Here is a 19603-nt window from a genome sequence, read left to right on the forward strand (position 1 = left end):
CTTTTTTCTCTGGGCAGAGTCACCTAGCGTTGACCTGACGCGAGCGCAGGTGTGTGTATGTATCTGCTGACCATTCGCGATGGTCTTGTGACCCGCCATATCGGCCCTTACGAGAGCCCCAAGCAGGCCTCCGATGATCTGGATCGGCTGCTGGAGCAGTTCGGTGAGCGCGCCCGCTGGCAGATCCATGCCCTTGAGGCGCCGCAGGATGTCCTTCGGGGCTCAGGCCGAATGGCCACCGCTGCTTAGGGCTTCTGCTGTCCCGGGTAGCCGCGCAGCAGTCCGCTTTCCACCATCAGGCCCACCCCCGCCACGATGGCCACCAGGCTGAGGGTTCCGTACCAGAACCAGGGGCCATGGGCCTGGCCGAGGGTCTGCAGTGTGCGGCGTTGAACGGCTTCCCCAAACAGGCACAAACCGGCGGGCAGCAACAGCACCCCGATCTGTGCCTTGACGAACCAGCGGATCTTGCGAACGGCCATGGAGTGCAGCTGGGTCGATCGATGCGGCCAGCCTAGGCGGGGCCCCCGGCCTGCACCCAGTTCACCAAGGTGCGCACGCCATAGCCGGTGGCGCCCGCTGGATCCAGGCCGCGGCCCTTATCGCTCCACACCGTGCCGGCGATGTCGAGGTGAGCCCAGGCTACTTCGGGAGCCACGAAGTCCTGCAGGAACAGCGCGGCGGTGATCGATCCACCGGGCCTGGGGCCGGTGTTTTTCATGTCGGCCAGGCCGCTCTTGAGGCCTGCGCGGTAGGAGGCGCGCAGGGGCATGCGCCAGAGGGTTTCGCCGCCCTGGGCTCCCGCCTCAATCAGGCCCTGGGCCAGGGGATCGCAGGGCGACCACAAGCCAGCGATCTCCTCCCCAAGCGCAATCACGCAGGCGCCGGTGAGGGTGGCCAGATCCACCACGGCATCGGGTTCCAACTTGCAGGCGTACACCAGTGCATCCGCCAGGGTGAGGCGCCCTTCGGCATCGGTGTTGTTGATCTCGATCGTTTTGCCGTTGGAGGCGGTCACGATCGCGCCGGGGTGAATCGCACCGCCACTGATCATGTTTTCGCAGGCGGCCACGATCATGTGCACCTCCACGCCGGCGGGCTTCAGTTCGGCGATGGCACGCATGGCCCCCAGCACCGCCGCGCTGCCGCCCATGTCGTACTTCATCATGTCGATCTGGGAGCCGGCGGTTTTGAGGTTGTAGCCGCCGGAATCGAAGGTGAGGCCCTTGCCCACCAGCACCAGGCGGCGATCCGCTCCGCCCTGGGGCCGGTAGGTGAGATGGATGAATTTTGGGGGGAGGTCTGAGCCCTGGGCGACCGCCAGGTAGGAGCCCATGCCGAGCGCTTCGCAGTCGCTGCGCTCGAGCACCTTGAGCTCCAGGCCGAACTCGCGGGCGATGTCGGCTGCGGTGTCGGCCAGGGCGGCTGGGGTCACCACATTGGGCGGGGCCGCCACCAGCTCGCGGGCCAGTTCCACACCGCTGCAAACGGCGCGGCTGCTCTCCACGGCGGCCTGGGCGCTGTTGTCCAGACCCAGCAGTTCCACCTGGCTCAAGCTGGGCTGCGGATCTGTTTCGCTCTTGAAGCGTTGATCGCTGTAGAGGCTCAGGCGCACCGCTTCAGCCATGGCCGTAGCGGCGGCCTCCGGGGCCAGGCCTTCCACCGGCATGGCCAGCGCGAATTGGCTGGCACCGGCATGGGCCGCGCTCTTGCTGGCGGCCGCGGCAGCGCTGCGCAGTTGTTCTGGGCCGAAGTCGGCGGGAGCACCGAGGCCCACCAGCACCAGCAGGCTCGGCGTTTGGCCGAGCAGATCGATGCTCAGGCATTCACCCGGTTTGCCCTTGAAGCGGCGTTGTTCGAGCCGATCCGCCACGGCAGTGCCGAAGCGCTCCAGCAGTTGGCTGCGGCTGGCCTCTCCCGCTTCGCCGCTGAACAGACCCACCGCCAGCGCTTCACCGCTCCAGCTGGCAAGGGTGGCGGTGCTGCAACGGATGTCGGCGACCATCTCGGCGGTTCAGATGGCGGCGATGGTAGGGCGATCAGCCCAGCTCGGCGGTGAAGGGTGTGGCCCAGCGGCCGCGGGTTTCCTTGTTGAAGGGTGGCAGCCAGTGGCGGATCAGGGCCTGCTCAAGCGCTCGCCTCGGGCGCACCGCCACTGGCGCATCGCTCCAGAAGCGAATGCTCAACTGGCTGCCTAGCCCCACCTGCTGGAGGGCGTCGCAGTAGGCGGCCAGGTAGCTCTTGCAGTCGTGCTCGCCCTTCCAGCGTCGATCGGCCTGGGCCGTTTCCCCCACGTAGAGCAGCAGGCTGCCTGGGAGGTGGGGCGGCCGATCGAGCACGAAGTAGAGGGCGGCGCCGGTGTTGCTGGCTTCAGGCCAGCGCCAGAACTGCAGGCTCTGGGGCGCCAGCGCGAGGGGATCCAGCCGCTGCACCGTCTCGGATGGGCCGACCACGGCGTCATCGAGCAGGTTGATCTGGCCGGCGGCGAGGCTGCGGCCTTCAGCCACGGCAGCAAAGCGTGGTTGCTGGAAGGCCAGCAACCGCTCCTGCCACTGGCGCAGCTGATGGTCCTGCAGGGGCAAATCCTCTGGGGTGGCGCTGCTGCCGCCAAGCGGTTGGGCAAACAGATCGCCCTGACGGTGGGTGGGACCCTTCACCATCCGCTCAGGCAGAACGGGGCAGCTGCGGTCCAGCCGGACCCTGGCCAAAGCGCACCTTCCCGATCAGCTCCTCCACCAGGGCGGGCGGCAATTGCAGGCGCTGCTGGAGATCCGCCAGATCCAGAAACGGGGCACGCTGGCGCTCGCGCAGCAAGCGGCCCCGCCGCACCGCATCGAGTTGCGGCAGCTCGCGCTCCAGTGCTGCGCCTGGGGCATGGTTGAGGTCCACCGGTCGGGGGCTCGCCTGCAGCGGCGCGCCATCGCCGTACCAGCGGAACAGCAGCAGCGGCTCCCAGGCTGTTGCCTGGCTGCGCGGCAGCTCCAGCAACCGCTCCAGATCGTCGAGCCCGCTCAGTTGCACACCGCCGCGCTGCAGCCGCAGCAGCAAATCCACCTGGGCCGGTGTAATGCCGGGCAGGCGCAGCCAGTCGTCGGCGCTGGCACGGTTCACATCCAGGCGCCAGCCCAATGCCGCTGCATGTCGCACCTCGCTGGGGTCTTGCAAGCGGCGCTGCGGATCCTGGCGGAGCTTCAGCTCAAGCAAGTCGCGCTCCACAACCTCGTCTGCAGCTGTTGCCTCGACAGCCATCGCCTCGGCTGGCTTGGCTGGTTGGGGGCGACGCGGCAGCTGCCCCGTGGCCTCCAGAAGGCTGCGTGCAAGCGGATCCAACCAGTGGCCACGGGCCATGGCGGCGGCGGCGAAAGCGAGTGTTGCCCGACCTTAACGATCTTCCGGCCACTCCACCAAACCGAGGCGGATGCCTTTGATGGCGGCCTGAAGACGGCTGCGGGCATCGAGTTTGTGTAAGACCTGCGCCACATGGCTCTTCACCGTTTCCATGCTGAGGAAGAGGTCGGCTGCAATCTCTGGGTTGGTTGCATTGGCGGTGATCCTCTGCAGCACCTCCAGCTCGCGTTCAGTGAGTGGGGCTAGCGGTGCATCTCCGATGCCGCAGAAGCCTTGGAGGTACTGCTGTTGCAACCCTTTTTCGATGTAAGCCGCTCCGGCGCTGATGGTTTCGAGAGCCTGCGCCACCGTGCCTTGCCCGATTTGAGATTCCAGGCAGATGCCATCGCAGCCGGCATCCACCGCACGGCGGATCGTGATGAGCCGTCGGGGTTGGGTCACAACAAGCAGGGTGGAGGGGGCTGGCTGAAGTTGCTTGGCTGCCTCCACCAGCGATCCACCGTTGCCTTGCTCGAGGCGGTCTGTACAGAGCAAGAGATCGGCCTTGGTGGACCGCAGTCGATCCAGTGCATCTGATTCAGAGGTCGTGGCGCCAGCTAGCTGTTGGGCTGGGCCAAGGGCACTGAGGAATAGGGTCAAGGTCATCGGGCTCCCAAAGCACACCACCAAGCGATGGCGCTCCAGCAGCGTGTTGCCACTGGTCACATGGCCGCGCATCTGCTCGATCAGCGGGGTGAAGTCCACGGGAATTGGCCTGGGGCACACGTTCACTGTGTGTCGCCTCAGTGGCAGCGTCAGCTAAGGGCTGAACCCCAGCCCCATATACGTGGATCCGCACTCGTCAGCCCCGGTGGCGCTCAGCAGAATCCCCCAACGCGCTTGGGCCCGGACGCCATGGCTTTCTTCGACTCCGAGATCGTGCAGGAGGAAGCCAAGCGCCTATTCGGCGATTACCAGCAGCTGATGCAGCTGGGGGGCGAATACGGAAAGTTCGATCGCGAGGGCAAAAAGCTGTTCATCGAGCGGATGGAAGAGCTGATGGACCGTTATCGGGTGTTCATGAAGCGCTTCGAGCTCTCGGAGGACTTCCAGGCCAAGCTCACCGTGGAGCAGTTGCGCACCCAGCTCGGCCAGTTCGGCATGACGCCTGAGCAGATGTTTGAGCAGATGCAGCGCACGCTCGAGCGGATGAAGAGCGAACTCGACAAGGAGGCTTGAAATCCTGCCTGAAATCCCGCCTGAAGCCTCGCTGCTTACGATCCGCCCCTGAACAGCAGCGGCAGCGATGGCCAAGGGTGCGTGGGGTTTGCCGCAGTGGATCGAGCGCGGCGTGGCTGATCTGTTCCCGGCAGGCACGGCTGAGGGTGCGGCGATGGATCCTGATCAGCAGCTCGCCGCTCGCCTCGCTGAAGCGGAGCGCGATGGCCGGCCGCTGCGGATCAAGCTCGGCATCGATCCCACCGGCTCCCACATTCACCTGGGCCACTCGATCCTGTTCCGCAAGCTCCGGGCCTTTCAGGACGCAGGCCATACGGCGGTGCTGATCATCGGCGACTTCACCGCTCGCATCGGCGATCCCACCGGCAAGAGTGCCACGCGGGTGCAGCTCAGCGCCGAGCAGGTGGAAGCGAATGCCGCCACCTATCTGGCCCAGCTTGGCCAGGGTCAGGATCCAGCCAGGGCGCTGCTCGATTTCGAAACACCCGGCCGGCTGGAAGTGCGCCGCAATAGTGAATGGTTGGCGGGCCTGGATTTGCCGAAGGTGATCGAGCTGCTGGGCATCTCCACCGTGGGCCAGATGCTGGCCAAGGAGGACTTCGCCAACCGCTACGGCTCCGGCACGCCCATCTCCCTGCATGAATTCCTCTATCCCTTGCTGCAGGGCTACGACTCGGTGGCCATTCAGGCGGATCTCGAGCTGGGCGGCACCGATCAGAAGTTCAACGTGGCCATGGGCCGCGATCTGCAACGGCACTTCGGCCAGCGCACCCAGTTCGGGATGTTGCTGCCGATCCTGCCGGGCCTCGACGGCGTTCAGAAGATGAGCAAGAGCCTGGGCAACACCGTGGGCCTCAGCGAAGACCCGCTCTCGATGTATTCCAAGCTCGAGAAGGTGCCCGATGCGGTGGTGGACGAGTACCTCACCTTGCTCACCGATCTGGATCTGGAGGCCCTGCCGGCCAACCCCCGCGAGCGGCAGAAGGCAATGGCCCTGGAGATCACCCGCCAACGCCACGGAGAAGTGGCGGCCCAACAGGCCCAGGCTGATGCCGGCAAGTTGGTGGGCGGTGCAAGTGGCAGCGGCGCCGCGGATGCGGAGGTGCCAGAAGCCTCGCTGGCGGAGGTGAACTTTCCGGCTAAGGCCTTTTATCTGCTCAGTGCGGTGGGCATCTGTGCCAGCAGTAGCGAAGCGCGCCGCCAGATCCAAGGCGGCGGCGTGAAGCTCGATGGCGAGAAGCTCAGGGATCCCAATCAGGAATTTGCAGGGCCCGATCAATTGGCCGGCAAGGTGCTGCAGCTCGGTAAGAAAACCTTCCGGCGGTTGGTGGCTGGTTAAAAGCTGCGCAGCACCTGCACATTTTCCGTAGCCAGCTGCTTGTCAGTCGACACAAGCACGATCACTACATCGCCGCCGCGGGCTGTCGGGAGGCGGTCACCAGGCTTCGTAGCCTTAGATGACTTGCGCTTGCCCGCTTCCGCGTGAACAGGTCTGCCGCCGATCGGATCATCGTGGCCCTTGATGGCATGGCTCCGGAGCGGGCCCTGGGCTTTGCGGCGTTGGTGCCTGAGCTGCGCTGGGTGAAGGTGGGCCTTGAGCTGTTCGTGGCCGGCGGCCCGGATGTGGTCCGTCAGCTGCGCGATCAGGGCAAGCGGGTGTTTCTGGATCTCAAATTCCACGACATTCCCGCCACCATGGCGGGTGCCTGCCGCAGCGCCGCGCGGCTGGGTGCGGAGCTGATCACTGTGCATGCCTGCGCCGGCAGCGAGGCCCTGCGCGTGGCTCAGGCTGCCGCCATGGATTCGGCGACCGCCGCGGGCCTCCCGCTACCCACGCTGTTGGCAGTCACGGTGCTCACCAGCTGGGAGCCGGCCCGCTTTGCTGCTGAGCTGGCGATCGAGGAGCCGGTGACGTCCTACGTGCCCAGGTTGGCTGATCTGGCCGCGTCGTCTGGAATCGGCGGCTGTGTGTGCTCGCCGCTCGAAGTGGCGTCTCTGAGGTCGGCTCACCCTGAGCCTTTCGCTCTTGTGACTCCGGGGATACGGCCGGCGGGTTCAGCCCTAGGCGATCAGCAGCGGGTGATGACCCCGGCTGAGGCCATCGCCGCGGGTTCCAGCCAGCTGGTGATTGGCCGACCGATCACGGCGGCAGCTGATCCGGCCGCGGCGTTTGCAGCCTGCTGCGCCGAACTGTCCGGTTAGGCCGCCAGACTGCCTTCGGGCACAAGCTCGGCGTAGAGCCGCTCAAGTTGATCGATGTTGCGGGCGAGGGTGTAGCGCTCAAGGGCCCGCTGGCGGGCGCGGCGGCCCAGCTCGGCTGTGAGCACCGGTTGATCGCGCAACACAGGGAGCAAGGTGCGCAGCTGGGTGGTGACGCCCTGGGTGCTGATCACGATTCCTGCGCCGCCCTCGAGCACCTCGCCATCGGCGCCCGCATCGGTGGCCACACAGGCGGTGCCGCTGGCCATCGCTTCGAGCAGCGCCAAGCTCAGCCCCTCCACCAGCGATGGCAGCAGGAAGACCTCCGCCAGCTGCAACAGAGCAACGCGCTTGGCCTGATCCGGTTCGTGGCCCCACCAGTGCACGCTGCTCTCAAGGCCATAGCTCTGCATCAGCGACTGCCGCACGGGCCCATCGCCCACGATCACCAAAGTGCAGCCCTCCGGTTGCACCAGCCGCCAGGCCCGCAGCAGCGCTTCCACGTTTTTCTCGGTGGCGATGCGGCCCATGTAGAGGAAGACCCGCTGGCCTGCAAAGCGCTGGCGCAACTCGAGCAGGTCCGAGGATGCCGCCGTCGCGCTGGGGGCCCACTGCTCGGGATCCACGCCGTTGGGGATCACCGCGAGGCGGTTGGCCGGTACCCCTAGGCGCATCAGCACATCCGCTTGCAGATCGGAGAACACCACTACCCGGTCGTAGCGGGCCAGCGACGGGGCGTAGAGCTGATAGGTGAGCTGTTGGGTGCCGGAGCTGAGATTGCGCAGCCCCGCATCAAAAGGGGGATGGAAGGTGGCCACCAGGGGGAGCCCCAGCTGCTGGCACAGATCCGGCAGGCGGAAATCCAGAGGGGAGAGGGTGAGGCTGGCGTGCACCAGATCCGGCTGCAGCCGCTCCAGGGATTCGCGCAGCTCCCGCTGGGCTCCGGGCGAGGGGATGGTGTACACCTGGGATTTCACCAGGTAGGGCAGCGTCACTTCCGGGTTGTCGCCTGCGCCGGTGGTCAGGTCGGCGACCGCTTCCTCAGGGCTTTTGCCAAGACCCGCTGCCGGGGTATCGAAGTGAATAAAGCTGATCTCGTGGCCGCGTTGCTTCAGGGCTGCCGTGGTGCTGAGCCCGTAAGTGACGTTGCCGCAGAACGGTGATTTCTTGCCCAGCCAGGCGATGTGGGCCACGCGCGGGCAGTGTCACCAGATACCGAAGCTAGCAGCGCTCCCAGGGTCGCTCCAGCAAAGCTGCCACTAGTGCCAAGCCCGCCAGCGCCCACAGGACAGGCAGCAGCCCGTAGCGGCTCACAACGGCACCAGCAAGCACCAGCGGAAGGCTCAGGGCGATGTTGATCAGGTTGTTCTGCAGGCCAAACACCTTGCCGCGCATGGCTTCTGGGGTGTCCTCCTGGATGGTGGTTTGGGCTGGAATGGCCAGGAGTGCTGAGCCCACACCGAGAACGGCGCACAAGGTGAGGGTGGCGCTGAGGTTGCCCCGGAGCTGGCCCAGCAACACCAGGCTCCAGGCGATCGTGCCCAGGCCGGTTGAGGCGAGCCGGCGCCGGTTGAAGCGATGGCCCACCTGTGCCACGGCTACTGCGCCCACCGCCAGGCCGATGCCACTCATCGCTAGCAACGTGCCGAACTGGGTGGGCCCCAATTGCCGAATCGCTGAGGCCAGGCTGATGGCGAGCACATACAGCGCTGCCAGCAGGCTGTAGAGGAGCACCAGTTGCAGCAGTGCGCTGCGCACGCTGGGTCGTTCCCGCAGCACCTGGAGTCCGTCGCGCATCTCCTGCCATACGGTTTGCTCGCGTTCTTGGCGGGGTGTTTCCTCCACCCGGATCCAGGCAATCGAGAGAGCGGCCAGGCCGTAGCAGAGCGGCAACAGGGCGAATTCCCCGTTGGCGATGCCGATGGCCCCAAGGCTGTACTTGAGCAGCCTCAGGATCGGATCTCCCAGGGCGAAGCCCACGATCGTGGCGCCCATGCTCGTGGCTTGGTAAAGCGAATTAGCCGCCAGCAGCTGGCGGGTGGGCACCAGCATCGGGATGGCTGCCTGTTCGGCCGGTGCGAAGAACTGGGTGAGTACCGATTCGAGGAAGGTGATCACCAACAGGGCCCAGTAGCCCCAGCTCAGCCCCAGCCATTCGGGCCCCGGGATCAGGCTGAGCGGCGCCAGCAGCGCCAGGCCGGCGCGGATGGCGTTGCTGGCCACCATTACCTCACGTTTGCGCCAGCGGTCGGCCCAGACACCCGCCACCAGACCCAGCAGCATGGCTGGGATCGTGTTGGCCACGTAAATCCCTGTGGCCAGAAGGGTGATCAGCTGGGCGCGGCTCTCGATGCTGAAGCGGAAGGCGCCGGCGGCTTCGGCGATCGCTCCGTCGGCAGGCAAGGTTTCTGTCACCCAGTACTGGGCGATCAGGAACACCATCAACACGATGTAAAACTTGTCGGCCAGCTGGCTGAAGATCTGGCCGAGCCAGAGCTTGCGGAATTCAGGCAGCGCCAGAACCCCCTGCAGGCCGGTCGATCGTGGCGCTTCGCTCACGGGCTGAATCGGCTCTGGGGGAGGGTGGATTGGCTCACGATGATGCCCCATCGCCCCCGCCGGAGCTTCCATCGGCAAAGCACTGGCGCAGCAGCTTCCAGGAGCGCGGGTTGCGGCCGAGGTGTTCGCGGCTCCAGAGCTCCACCAGCTGCAGCAGCCGCAGCCATACCGGCAGGGGCCCCATCAGCTCACCATCGCGCCGGCGGGGCAGGGCCGGCCGCAGCAGCCGCTGCAGCAGGGCCAGCTCGGACGCGTTGAGCACCAGCTGGGCGCCAGCTACACCGCCGATCACAAAGCCCTCGCCGGGCAGCAGGCTGCAGCGCCACTCCCAGTTCCCCAGCGGTGGATCCAGCGCGGCCCCAGTGCGGGCGCAGCAGGTCAGCGGCAGGGCGTAACCCCCCAGCGCCAGCAGATGCACCACACCCTGCACGGCGATGGCCAGTGCTTCAACGCTCTGCTGGCGCTCCTTCACCACCAGCTCGAGCCGCGCCAGTTGCAGCAGCAGATCTTCGAGCACCCCATCCACCCCATCACCGCTGGGTACCAGCAACAGGGTCTGCTCCGCCAGCCCTTGGGCTGCCGCCAGCGTTTCCAGGCGTTCGGCCAGGGCGGCGAAGTTGCGTTGCACGCTCAACTGCAGCACGCGCTTGAGATCCCCGCGCCCGCCCACCTGCAGGTTGAGCAGAGCCAGGGGCACCGCGGCGGCCATGGAGCTCTTCGGTTTGCGGGCGCCTGGTGCCGCCAGCCGGATCAGGCCTTGCCCGGCGCTGAGCACCGTGATCAGGCGATCGCTTTCCCCGAGGGGTGTGCTGCGCAGCACCAGCCCCTCCAACCGCTGGTCGCTGCTCACCGGCTGCTGTCAGCTGTTGGCGCGCTGCCGCCCTGCCGCAGAGCCTGCATCAGGGCTACCCCTCGGCTTGTGCCCAGGCGGCTCGCACCGGCTTCCACCAGGGCGATGGCTTGCTCGAGGCTGGTGATCCCGCCCGCAGCCTTCACGGCCGCGCGGCCGCGGGCCAGTTGGCGCAGTTGCGTGACGTGCTCCACGGTGGTACCCAGGCCGAAACCGCTCCCGGTTTTGAGCATGGTGGCGCCCACATCGATGCTGGCCTCCACGGCCAGCTCCAGCGCTGCGCGCTCGAGGCGCCCCACCTCGAGGATCACCTTCACGGGCAGGCCCAGCTCCACGATGGGAGCCAGGTCGTTGCAGAAGGCGCGGCTGTCGCCATCGGCGAGGGCGCCGAAATCGGGCACGACATCCAGCTCCTCAGCGCCGCTGGCTGCTGCCCATTCCGCCTCGGCTCGCTTGATCTCCGCCGGGATCGCGCCGAAGGGGAACCCCACCACACTCACCAGCTTCGGTCCGCGGCCGCCACTGGGGCCCAGCCGTTCCCGCGCTGCCGGCAGCCAGCGTGAAGCCAGGCAGACGCCGGCAAAGCCGAAATGGCGCGCTTCATCGCAGCAGCGCAGCACGGCTTCCGCGCCCTGGTGGGGATCCAGGAGGGCGTGATCGATCAGCGGAGCGAGATCGGGGAGGTCGCGCAAGCGGGCTGGGGGCTGGGGCCCTTGGAGTTGGACCCCAGTTTGGAGGGAGGGTCAGCCCTTGGCCTGGATGACCCCGAAGCCGCCGTGGTTACGGCGATACACCACTTGCAGCTCGCCGCTGGCTGCGTCGCGGAACAGATAAAAGTCGTGGTCGATCAGTTCCAGCTGATGCAGCGCATCGTCGATGCTCATCGGCGGCATCGCGAAATATTTGCGGCGCACGCCGGGGCTGGGCAGGGTGGCTTCTTTGCCCTCCAGCAGCGATTCGCTCACGGCGTCCTGGCCGGGCAGCTCCGCCAGGCTGGGCGTGGTGGTGGCGTGATGACCTGGGCTGTGGTGGTGATCGTCGTGGCGGTCCTTGTAGCGGCGCAGCTGGCGGGTGAGCTTGCCGGCCACCAGATCGATGCTGGCGTAAAGGTTTTCGCTGCGTTCCTGGGCGCGGATCACCGTGCCGTTGGCAAACACGGTCACCTCGGCGGTTTGCTGGGGCACGCGCGGATTACGGGCCACCGAGAGATGCACGTCCGCTTCTTTCACCATCCCATCGAAATGACCGATGGCTCGCTTGAGCTTGTCTTCGGTGTAGTCGCGGATGGCTGGAGTGACCTCCAGATTGCGGCCGTGGATCAACAGCTTCATCCCTTGCCTCCCGGGCGATGGGCTCAGTTGAACGCTAGGAACGGTGCGTGATTTCCACCACAGCCGATGCAATCTGTTTCGAGCCGGCGGGGCTGATTGCTTTCCCGCTGGCCTGGAGCTGGCAGCAGCAGCTGCAGCAGCGGTTGCTGGCGGATCCAGGTGGTCCGGATTCCTTGCTGCTCCTGGAGCACGAACCCTGTTACACCCTGGGCCGCGGGGCGGATCCGGCTTTTCTGGGGTTCGATCCGGCTGATCCTCCGGCCCCGCTCTTTCGGATTGATCGTGGCGGGGAGGTGACCCACCACTGCCCCGGCCAGCTGGTGCTCTATCCGGTGCTCAACCTGCAGCGCCACGGCGCTGATCTTCACCTCTATCTCCGCGAGCTGGAGGGGGTGGTGATCGATCTGCTGATGGAGCTGGGGCTGCAGGGTGAACGGGTGGAGGGGCTCACCGGCGTGTGGCTGGAGGGGCAGAAGGTGGCGGCGATTGGTGTGGGTGCTCGGCGCTGGATCAGCCAGCACGGCCTGGCCCTGAATGTGGAGGCGGATCTGGCCGGTTTTGCCCAGGTGGTGCCCTGTGGGATTGCTGATCGGCCCGTTGGGCGCCTGCTGGACTGGCGGCCCGAGCTCTCCGCCGCGGTGTTGCGGCCGCTGCTGCTTCAGTGCTTCAGCCGCCGCTTTGGTTTGACGCTGCGGCCCCCCACCCCCCAAGAAGCCCTTCAGGGGTGGTAAGACCGGGGCCACTCACGTGCTCCTGATGTCCACCGCTGAGATCCGCTGGAGCGGCAGCCGCCGCGATCAGCAGGCCCTGGCTCAACGGCCCGACTGGGGCGATCTCACGGGCCTGGAGCAGCTCTGGCCGCGGCTGGCGGAACGCCATGGCGACGCCACGGCCCTGGATGCGCCCCATGCCAAGCCACCCGAGCAGCTGAGCTTCAGCGATCTCAATGCCCGCATTGGGCAAGCTGCCGCCGGCTTTGCCGCTCTGGGCGTGAAACCCGGTGATGTGGTGGCGCTGTTTTCGGAAAACAGCCCCCGCTGGCTGGTGGCCGATCAGGGGCTGATGCGGTTGGGGGCCGCCGATGCGGTGCGCGGCAGCGGGGCGCCGGTGGAGGAGTTGCGCTACATCGCCGCTGATTCGGGCGCTGTGGCGCTGGTGCTCGAATCGGCGGAGCTGCTCACCCGGCTCAAGCTCAGCAGTGAATTGCTGGGGCAGCTGCGCTTTGTGGTGCTGCTCCAGGGCGATCGCGGCTCGGTGGTGCCGGTGCTGCCCTGTTTCACCTGGGAGGAGCTGATGGCCCAGGGCGCCAAGGCGCCAGCCCCGGCCTGGCCCGAGGGCGGTGAGCAGCGTCTGGCCACGGTGCTTTACACCTCCGGCACCACCGGCCAACCCAAGGGCGTGCCCCTCAGTCACGCCAACCTGTTGCATCAGCTGCGCCATCTCGGGGTGGCGGTGGCGCCGCAGCCTGGGGATCGCGTGCTCAGCGTGTTGCCGATCTGGCATGCCTACGAGCGCAGCGCCGAATACTTCCTGCTGGCCTGCGGCTGCGCGCAGACCTACACCAACCTCAAGCAACTCCGCCCCGATCTGCAGCGGGTGCGGCCCCACTATCTGATCAGCGTTCCGCGCTTGTGGGAGGCGCTGCTGAGCGGCTTTGAAGATGCCTTGGCGGCGATGCCCTCCGCCCGCCAGAAGCTGCTGCGCTCGGCCCTCGGCCTGAGTCGCTACCACTGCCTGTCGCGGCGGGTGGCGGCGGACCGCACCTTGGCGCCTGAGCCTGCAGGCCGTCGCCTGCTGGCGGCTGGCGGGGCACTGCTCAGCTGGCCCCTGCATGGCCTGGCTAGCCGCGTGCTTTGGCCCAAGGTGCGCCAGCAGCTGATTGGCGGCCGCCTGCGCACCGCCATCAGCGGCGGGGGCGCCCTGGCGATCCACGTGGATGGCTTCTTTGAGGCGGTGGGGATTGAGCTGCTGGTGGGCTACGGCCTCACCGAAACCAGCCCGGTGCTCACCTGCCGCCGCCGCTGGAACAACCGCCGCGGCAGCTCCGGACAGCCGCTGCCGGACACGGCGATCCGGATCGTGGATCCTGAAAGCGGGGCGCTGCTCCAGATCGGCCAGCGGGGGCGGGTGCTGGCCCAGGGGCCCCAGGTGATGCAGGGCTATTTAGGCAAACCCGAGGCCACCGCCAAGGTGCTCGACCAGGAGGGTTGGTTCGACACCGGTGATCTGGGTCAGCTGCTGGCGGATGGAACCCTGGTGCTCACCGGCCGCGCCAAAGACACGATCGTGCTCAGCAGCGGCGAGAACATCGAACCCGGCCCGCTCGAGGAGTGCCTGGTGGCCTGCACCCTGGTGGAGCAGGTGATGTTGGTGGGGCAAGACCGCAAGGCTCTCGGCGCCCTTGTGGTGCCGAAGCTGGAGGCACTGGCCGGCTGGGCCCGGGAGGAGGGGCTCCCTTCACCGCAGCCCGGCGCTGCTGCAGACCCGGCGCTGCTTAAAGCGTTCACCAGCCGCCTCAACCGCCGCCTGCAGGCCCGCCCTGGTGCCCGCCCCGATGAGCGGCTGGCTGGGGTGGCCTTGGTGGAGCCCTTCAGCCTTGATAACGGCCTGCTCACCCAGACCCTCAAGCAGAAGCGTGATCGCATCGCCGAGCGCGACGCCGCCGCGATCGAGGCGATCTACGGCCGCTGAGGTGGCGTGGATGGGGGTGTGGGGCGGTTCCGGCCGGAAACCCGCCCTGCCGCTGCGTTGCCGCCGCCGCAGCTGGCTGACAACCTGAGCGCTGCATTTCCAAGTCCATGGCCGACGGCAGCCTTTCGATCAAGCGTTCGATCACCGTGCGTGCCGTGGTCACCCCCCGCTGGAAGGAAGACGCCGAGCGCGAGATCAGCAACGCCATCGCCGGCAGCGATGCCCAGCTCGCTCAGTTGGAGCAGGAAGGCCAGCAGCTGGTGGATGCGATCCGTAGCCAGAGCATCAATCCCCTCGATCCCCGCGTGCAGGAGCAGGTGGCGTCGGTGCAGGAGCAGGTGGCGGCCAAGCGCGCCGAGCTTGAGGAGCAGAAGCGCCAGCTGATCGAGCAGCAGCGTCAGGTGCGTGATCTGGAGATGGAGCAGATCGTGGATCAGGGCCAGCTGGAGAGCTTCTGCGATGTGCGCGTGGGCGACAACCTCGTTGAGAAGTTGTCTGTGGCCGTGGTGGTGCGCGATGGGGTGATCGAGGCGATCGAGGGAACCCTCTAATCGCCTGCTGAGTCAGCACCGGGCGGGGAAGCGAGCCACGTAAAATCCGCCCCAATTGCGCGGCAGACCTCCGTTGGCCACCCACGAAATCTTTATGCCCGCCCTGTCCTCCACCATGACGGAGGGCAAGATCGTGGAGTGGCTCAAGAAGCCGGGCGACAAGGTGGAGCGCGGTGAGTCGGTGCTCGTGGTCGAGTCCGACAAGGCCGACATGGACGTGGAATCGTTCAACGAGGGCTACCTCGCCGCCGTTCTTATGCCGGCTGGTGGCACGGCGCCGGTGGGTGAAACCATCGGTTTGATCGTGGAAACCCAGGCGGAGATCGCTGAGGTTCAGGCCAAGGCCCCCACTGGTGGTGCGGCGGCGGTTCCCGCTCCGGCCGCGGCTCCTGCCCCTGCTGCCGCGCCCGCTCCTGCACCTGCTCCCGCGCCGGTGGCCGCAGCTCCAGCACCCGTTGTCGCTGCCCCCCCTGCTCCCGTGGCCAGCGGCCGCGTGGTGGCCAGCCCCCGCGCCAAGAAGCTCGCCAGCCAGCACGGTGTGGCGCTCGAAACCCTGCGCGGCAGCGGTCCCCACGGCCGCATTCAGGCGGAAGACGTGGAACGTGCCCTCGGTCTCACCGTGGCCGTGCCCCGCGTGGCGGAGGGGTCAGCCCCTGCGGCTGCCGCCTCAGGCAATGGCGCCGCTGCGCCGGCTCCCGCACCCGCCGGTGACGCGTTTGGACGCCCCGGCGAGAGCGTGAGCTTCAACACGCTGCAGAACGCGGTCAACCGCAACATGATCGCCAGCCTGGAGGTGCCCTGCTTCAGGGTGGGCTACACGATCACCACCACCAAGCTCGACGCCTTTTACAAGCAGGTGAAGAGCAAGGGCGTGACCATGACGGCCCTGTTGGCCAAAGCCGTGGGTGTGGTGCTCGCCCGTCACCCCCAGGTGAATGCCGCCACCAGCGCAGATGGCGGCGCCATGAGCTTTCCCGCTGGTGTGAATGTGGCTGTGGCTGTGGCCATGGAAGACGGCGGTCTGATTACCCCTGTACTCGCCAACGCCGACAAGACCGATATCTATTCGCTGGCGCGCAACTGGGCTGATCTGGTGAGCCGCGCCCGCAGCAAGCAGCTGCAGCCCGAGGAATACAGCACCGGCACCTTCACCCTCTCCAACCTGGGGATGTTCGGTGTTGACCGCTTCGACGCGATCCTGCCCCCTGGCACCGGCGCCATCCTGGCTGTCGCCGCCTCCCGCCCCACCGTTGTGGCGGGCAAGGATGGCTCGATGCGCGTGGCCAACCAGATGCAGGTGAACCTCACCTGTGATCACCGCGTGATCTATGGCGCCCACGCGGCAGCCTTCCTCAAGGATCTGGCCCAGCTGATCGAAACCAACCCCGAAAGCCTGGCGATCTGACCTAGACACCGCCCGCGCTCAAGTCCTCGATTGATGGCGATCGATCCGGCTGATCAACGGTTATCGAGCTATGTCTTCGATCTGCCGGAGACGTTCATCGCCCAGAGTCCGGTGGAGCCTCGCCATGCCGCTCGGTTGTTGGTGGTGGACGCCGGGCAACCCAGTGGTTGCCGGCACCGCACGGCCTGGGATCTACAGGATGAGCTGAAGCCTGGTGATCTCCTCGTGGTGAACAACACCCGGGTGCTCAAGGCGCGGCTGCAGGCTCGACGGCCCAGTGGCGGCAGCGTGGAGCTGCTGGTGCTGGAGCCGGCCGGGGCGAGTGACTGGCTTTGCCTGGCTCGTCCAGCCAAACGGCTCAAACCCGGCGAGGTGCTGCAGCTGGAACATGCTGGGCAGCCCGCCATCGGCCTTGAGATCGTGGCCATCGATGAGGAGACGGGGGGGCGTGTGGTGCGTTTCCCTGAGGAGTGCACCAGTCCTGAAGCGATCGAAGCGCTGCTAGCCCGCTACGGCTCCATGCCGTTGCCTCCTTACATCCAGCAGCAAAACGACGACGACGACACCCGCTATCAGACCCGCTACGCCTCACGGCCCGGAGCCGTGGCGGCACCAACGGCGGGCCTACACCTCAGTGATGAGCTGATTGCCGCCATCCGGGCACGCGGTGTGGAGATGGCCGAGGTCACGCTGCATGTGGGTCTGGGGACCTTCCGCCCCGTGGAAACGGAAGACCTCAATCAGCTGGAACTGCACAGCGAGTGGGTGGAGGTGTCACCCGCCTTGGTGGAGGCCGTGGCGGCCTGCCGGGCTCGCGGGGGCCGTGTGATCGCTGTGGGAACCACCAGTGTGCGCAGCCTGGAGGCGGTGGCTCAGCTGCATGGTGGAACCCTCCAGCCCCATGCCGGACCGGTGAATTTGGTGATTCAACCGGGCTATCGCTTCGCGGTGGTGCAGGGGCTTCTCACGAACTTCCATTTGCCCAAGAGTTCTTTGCTGTTGTTGGTGAGCGCTCTGATCGGGCGCACGCGGTTGCTGGATCTCTACGAACAGGCCAAAGCAGAGGGTTATCGCTTCTTCTCCTACGGCGATGCGATGTGGATCGCACCGGAGGCTGTGCTCCAGCAGGCGCAGCCTCAGCTGGGGGTGTAGTGGGCAGAGGCGCGCCCCGCTTGGAATCAACGCCATAAAAAAAGCCGCCAACGATTCCGTTGGCGGCTCAGCTCAGTTGTGGCGTGGCATCACGCCGCTGGGAAGGCTCAGCTTTGGCCCCAGCAGAGCTTGGGGTTGCTGGTGGTGAGCAGCATGCCGGTCATCGGCACGTTGGTGGTTTGCAGCGTGTAGCTGAACTCGCTGGGGCGCACACCGGTGGGCTTGGCGCACAGGAAGGTGGCACCGTTGGTGTTGGTGGTGGTCTTGGTGCTCACGCCGTAAAGCTGAAGCAGGTTCACCATGGAGGCGTCGTAATCCACCTCGGCGTCGCTGCTACCCAGGAACAGCTGGGAGCGGCTGCTGCCACAACGTGCCTTGGAGGTAGTGACGTTGGGATACAGAGCCTGGGAGGTGTAGGTCACATCACACAGCACGCCCTCAGGAGTGTTGGTTGTGCCCTGGATCGACAGGATGGCGACGGAGGTGGGGTTCGCCTGCTTGACGAATACCGATTGGGGGATGAAGTTCTTGAGGTCAATCGCCTCGGCGCTGTTGGCGAGCAGGGCAGGAGCCGCAACAGAAGTGGCGATGGCTGCCGAGATGGCACCAGCGCGGGACAGGAGACGCATGACAATGGCGCATTAGCGAAGAAATATTGCCACGCAAGGGGTGTATTTGGCTGAATTAACTTATTTACTTCTTGCACCTATGTGTAAATCTGTTTGCTTTGTTGTTGTAGTCTCGCCGCCGCTCCGCAGGGGTTTCGCGTGGTGAGGAGCACGGCTGATTGTTTGGGTGTTGGCATGAAAAAGCCCCGCGTGCCAACGAAGGGCGCACGGGGCTAATTCTCAAGTTGATCGAGAGCTGATCAGTCGAGGGGTGTGAATCAGGCGGCAGCCAGGTTGGCGGCCACGAAGTCCCAGTTCACCAGCTTGTCGAGGTAGGTGGTGATGTAGTCGGGGCGGCGGTTCTGGTAATCGAGGTAGTAAGCGTGCTCCCACACATCCATGGTGAGCAGCGCTTTCTGACCGTGGGCCAGGGGCAGATCGGCGTTGCCGGTCTTGGTCACTTTCAGGGTGCCGTTGTCGAGCACCAGCCAGGCCCAGCCGCTGCCGAACTGAGTCGCGCCGGCGGCCTTGAACTCCTCAACGAACTTCTCGAAGCTGCCGAAGTCAGCGTTGATCTTGTCGAGCAGAGCACCGCTGGGAGTGCCGCCACCATTGGGCTTGATGCACTGCCAATAGAAGCTGTGGTTCCACACCTGGGCAGCGTTGTTGAACACGCCGGCCTTGCTGGCGTCACCGGCCACGGCGGTGATGGTGTCTTCCAGGCTCTTGCTTTCCAGCTCGGTGCCGGCCACCAGGTTGTTGAGGTTGGTCACGTAAGCGTTGTGGTGCTTGCCGTGGTGGAACTCGAGGGTCTGGCGGGAGATGTGGGGCTCGAGCGCATCGAGGCCGTAGGGCAGCGCAGGCAGCGTGTGAGCCATGTGACGTGGGATCGTGCTGGATGTGGCCCGGCCAAGTGCCGGACGGCCGCGGCATCCTAACGATCGCTTCAGGTTTCGTAAGTCGCGAGAACCGTCCCGGCCTTCAGGCGCCAGCGTTGCCCAGAGGAGCCATGCCGAACACCAGTCCGGGGCGGTTCACCGCTCAGTTGTGATCGGCGCTGATCAGCCTTTGATCTGCAGCAGCTCCACCTCAAAAATCAAGGTGGCGTTCGGGGGGATCACGCCGCCGGCGCCGCGCTCGCCGTAGGCCAGATCCGGGGGAATCACGAGCTTGCGCTTGCCGCCCACCTGCATGCCGGCCACGCCCTCATCCCAGCCCTTGATCACCCGGCCGGCGCCCAGGGGGAAGGAGAAGGGGCCGCGGCCGTAGCTGCTGTCGAACTCCTTGCCGTTCTCGAGGGTGCCGCGGTAATTGACCACAACCGTTTGGCCCGAGGTGGCTTCGGGGCCGTCGCCCAGCACCAGATCGGTGATGCGCAGGCCGCTGGGGGTCACGCGCTCTTTGGCGACCACCATTTCCCCGCCGAGGGCGGAGGCGCCGGAATCGGCGATCAGGTCGTTGTTGTCGGCGTCGCTGGCCATGGTGAAAAGCGCGGGGTTGGGGTCTTCAGGATCCAGCTCAAACTGGCCGCTCAGGCTGGCCGGGGCTGCAGCCGGAGCCGCGGCAACCACCACCTGCGCCGCCGGCTGGGCTTCCACCGTGGAGGGCGCCACCAGCTGGCTGACCAGCGCCAGAAGCAGGCAGGCCACGCACACAGCCGAGCTGATCAGGATGTCGCGCATGGCTCGAGA

General features: G+C 66.4%; 22 protein-coding genes. 9 read left to right on the forward strand and 13 right to left on the reverse strand.

Annotation, left to right across the window (positions count from 1 at the left end; translation table 11 throughout):
- Nucleotides 1-57 precede the first annotated feature (57 nt).
- Nucleotides 58-249 carry a hypothetical protein gene (locus H9532_RS13520; RefSeq protein ID WP_296369404.1) on the forward strand — a complete coding sequence of 64 codons (192 nt, stop codon included), beginning with the start codon at nucleotides 58-60 and terminating at the stop codon, nucleotides 247-249.
- Here the strand turns inward: H9532_RS13520 and H9532_RS13525 are convergent.
- Genes H9532_RS13525 through H9532_RS13545 form a run of 5 tightly spaced genes read right to left on the reverse strand, consistent with a single transcriptional unit; the run spans nucleotide 246 to nucleotide 4092 of the window.
- Nucleotides 246-482, reverse strand: coding sequence for a hypothetical protein (locus H9532_RS13525; RefSeq protein WP_217794784.1), 237 nt, complete (start codon nucleotides 480-482; stop codon nucleotides 246-248). The two genes, H9532_RS13520 and H9532_RS13525, sit on opposite strands and share 4 nt — an antisense overlap.
- 32 nt (nucleotides 483-514) lie before the next feature.
- Nucleotides 515-2005 carry a leucyl aminopeptidase gene (locus tag H9532_RS13530; RefSeq protein ID WP_296369410.1) on the reverse strand — a complete coding sequence of 497 codons (1491 nt, stop codon included), beginning with the start codon at nucleotides 2003-2005 and terminating at the stop codon, nucleotides 515-517.
- A 34-nt stretch (nucleotides 2006-2039) separates the two neighbouring features.
- Entirely contained in the window at nucleotides 2040-2660 is a 621-nt protein-coding gene (locus H9532_RS13535) for a GIY-YIG nuclease family protein (RefSeq protein WP_296369411.1), read from the reverse strand.
- Nucleotides 2661-2664: 4 nt separating this feature from the next.
- Nucleotides 2665-3348, reverse strand: coding sequence for a hypothetical protein (locus tag H9532_RS13540; RefSeq protein WP_296369415.1), 684 nt, complete (start codon nucleotides 3346-3348; stop codon nucleotides 2665-2667).
- A gap of 33 nt (nucleotides 3349-3381) precedes the next feature.
- A complete protein-coding gene (locus H9532_RS13545; RefSeq protein ID WP_296369417.1) occupies nucleotides 3382-4092 on the reverse strand; it encodes a response regulator transcription factor in 711 nt (236 codons plus the stop codon).
- A gap of 150 nt (nucleotides 4093-4242) precedes the next feature.
- On the opposite strand from H9532_RS13545, the gene H9532_RS13550 reads away from it, so the two are divergent.
- The 3 genes from H9532_RS13550 to pyrF all read left to right on the forward strand — a co-directional run bounded on the left by H9532_RS13550 (nucleotide 4243) and on the right by pyrF (nucleotide 6768).
- Nucleotides 4243-4566: a DUF1825 family protein gene (locus H9532_RS13550; protein ID WP_296369419.1), complete on the forward strand. Its 324-nt coding sequence runs from the start codon at nucleotides 4243-4245 to the stop codon at nucleotides 4564-4566.
- A gap of 67 nt (nucleotides 4567-4633) precedes the next feature.
- Complete coding sequence (tyrS, locus tag H9532_RS13555) at nucleotides 4634-5905, forward strand: tyrosine--tRNA ligase (protein WP_296369420.1); 1272 nt, start codon at nucleotides 4634-4636, stop codon at nucleotides 5903-5905.
- A 143-nt stretch (nucleotides 5906-6048) separates the two neighbouring features.
- Nucleotides 6049-6768, forward strand: a complete 720-nt coding sequence (gene pyrF, locus H9532_RS13560) for an orotidine-5'-phosphate decarboxylase (RefSeq protein ID WP_296369422.1) — start codon at nucleotides 6049-6051, stop codon at nucleotides 6766-6768.
- On the opposite strand, the gene H9532_RS13565 is transcribed toward pyrF, so the two are convergent.
- The 5 genes from H9532_RS13565 to raiA are packed head-to-tail and all read right to left on the reverse strand — an operon-like array spanning nucleotide 6765 to nucleotide 11505.
- A complete protein-coding gene (locus H9532_RS13565) occupies nucleotides 6765-7958 on the reverse strand; it encodes a glycosyltransferase family 4 protein (RefSeq protein ID WP_296369424.1) in 1194 nt (397 codons plus the stop codon). The genes pyrF and H9532_RS13565 overlap by 4 nt on opposite strands.
- Nucleotides 7959-7986: 28 nt before the next feature.
- Nucleotides 7987-9324 (reverse strand): MFS transporter, encoded by a 1338-nt coding sequence (locus H9532_RS13570; RefSeq protein ID WP_296369427.1) that lies wholly within the window; start codon nucleotides 9322-9324, stop codon nucleotides 7987-7989.
- 34 nt (nucleotides 9325-9358) lie between these two features.
- Nucleotides 9359-10174: a DNA repair protein RecO gene (gene recO / locus H9532_RS13575; protein ID WP_296369429.1), complete on the reverse strand. Its 816-nt coding sequence runs from the start codon at nucleotides 10172-10174 to the stop codon at nucleotides 9359-9361.
- Nucleotides 10171-10866 carry a deoxyribose-phosphate aldolase gene (gene deoC / locus H9532_RS13580; protein ID WP_296369431.1) on the reverse strand — a complete coding sequence of 232 codons (696 nt, stop codon included), beginning with the start codon at nucleotides 10864-10866 and terminating at the stop codon, nucleotides 10171-10173. Before deoC ends, recO begins: the two co-directional genes overlap by 4 nt.
- A 51-nt stretch (nucleotides 10867-10917) precedes the next feature.
- Nucleotides 10918-11505 carry a ribosome-associated translation inhibitor RaiA gene (raiA, locus tag H9532_RS13585; protein ID WP_296369433.1) on the reverse strand — a complete coding sequence of 196 codons (588 nt, stop codon included), beginning with the start codon at nucleotides 11503-11505 and terminating at the stop codon, nucleotides 10918-10920.
- Nucleotides 11506-11555: 50 nt separating this feature from the next.
- Between raiA and lipB the strand changes: the two genes are divergently transcribed.
- The 5 genes from lipB to queA all read left to right on the forward strand — a co-directional run bounded on the left by lipB (nucleotide 11556) and on the right by queA (nucleotide 17304).
- Entirely contained in the window at nucleotides 11556-12236 is a 681-nt protein-coding gene (gene lipB / locus H9532_RS13590) for a lipoyl(octanoyl) transferase LipB (RefSeq protein ID WP_296369581.1), read from the forward strand.
- A 25-nt stretch (nucleotides 12237-12261) separates the two neighbouring features.
- Nucleotides 12262-14196 carry an AMP-binding protein gene (locus tag H9532_RS13595; protein WP_296369436.1) on the forward strand — a complete coding sequence of 645 codons (1935 nt, stop codon included), beginning with the start codon at nucleotides 12262-12264 and terminating at the stop codon, nucleotides 14194-14196.
- A 107-nt stretch (nucleotides 14197-14303) separates the two neighbouring features.
- Nucleotides 14304-14747, forward strand: coding sequence for a YlqD family protein (locus H9532_RS13600; protein WP_296369438.1), 444 nt, complete (start codon nucleotides 14304-14306; stop codon nucleotides 14745-14747).
- Nucleotides 14748-14820: 73 nt separating this feature from the next.
- Nucleotides 14821-16152, forward strand: a complete 1332-nt coding sequence (locus H9532_RS13605; protein WP_296369440.1) for a dihydrolipoamide acetyltransferase family protein — start codon at nucleotides 14821-14823, stop codon at nucleotides 16150-16152.
- 33 nt (nucleotides 16153-16185) lie between these two features.
- The gene (gene queA / locus H9532_RS13610; protein WP_296369442.1) at nucleotides 16186-17304 is read left to right on the forward strand and encodes a tRNA preQ1(34) S-adenosylmethionine ribosyltransferase-isomerase QueA; all 1119 of its coding nucleotides are present in this window, start codon (nucleotides 16186-16188) and stop codon (nucleotides 17302-17304) included.
- 107 nt (nucleotides 17305-17411) lie between these two features.
- On the opposite strand, the gene H9532_RS13615 is transcribed toward queA, so the two are convergent.
- From H9532_RS13615 to H9532_RS13625, 3 genes are all read right to left on the reverse strand, one after another.
- Nucleotides 17412-17933: a hypothetical protein gene (locus H9532_RS13615; protein WP_296369443.1), complete on the reverse strand. Its 522-nt coding sequence runs from the start codon at nucleotides 17931-17933 to the stop codon at nucleotides 17412-17414.
- A gap of 257 nt (nucleotides 17934-18190) precedes the next feature.
- Entirely contained in the window at nucleotides 18191-18790 is a 600-nt protein-coding gene (locus H9532_RS13620; RefSeq protein ID WP_296369445.1) for a superoxide dismutase, read from the reverse strand.
- 183 nt (nucleotides 18791-18973) lie between these two features.
- Nucleotides 18974-19594 (reverse strand): FKBP-type peptidyl-prolyl cis-trans isomerase, encoded by a 621-nt coding sequence (locus H9532_RS13625; RefSeq protein WP_296369448.1) that lies wholly within the window; start codon nucleotides 19592-19594, stop codon nucleotides 18974-18976.
- Between the last annotated feature and the right edge of the window lie 9 nt (nucleotides 19595-19603).

The sequence above is a fragment of the Vulcanococcus sp. Clear-D1 genome (assembly GCF_014654725.1).
In the GTDB taxonomy this organism is placed as follows: Bacteria; Cyanobacteriota; Cyanobacteriia; order PCC-6307; family Cyanobiaceae; genus Vulcanococcus.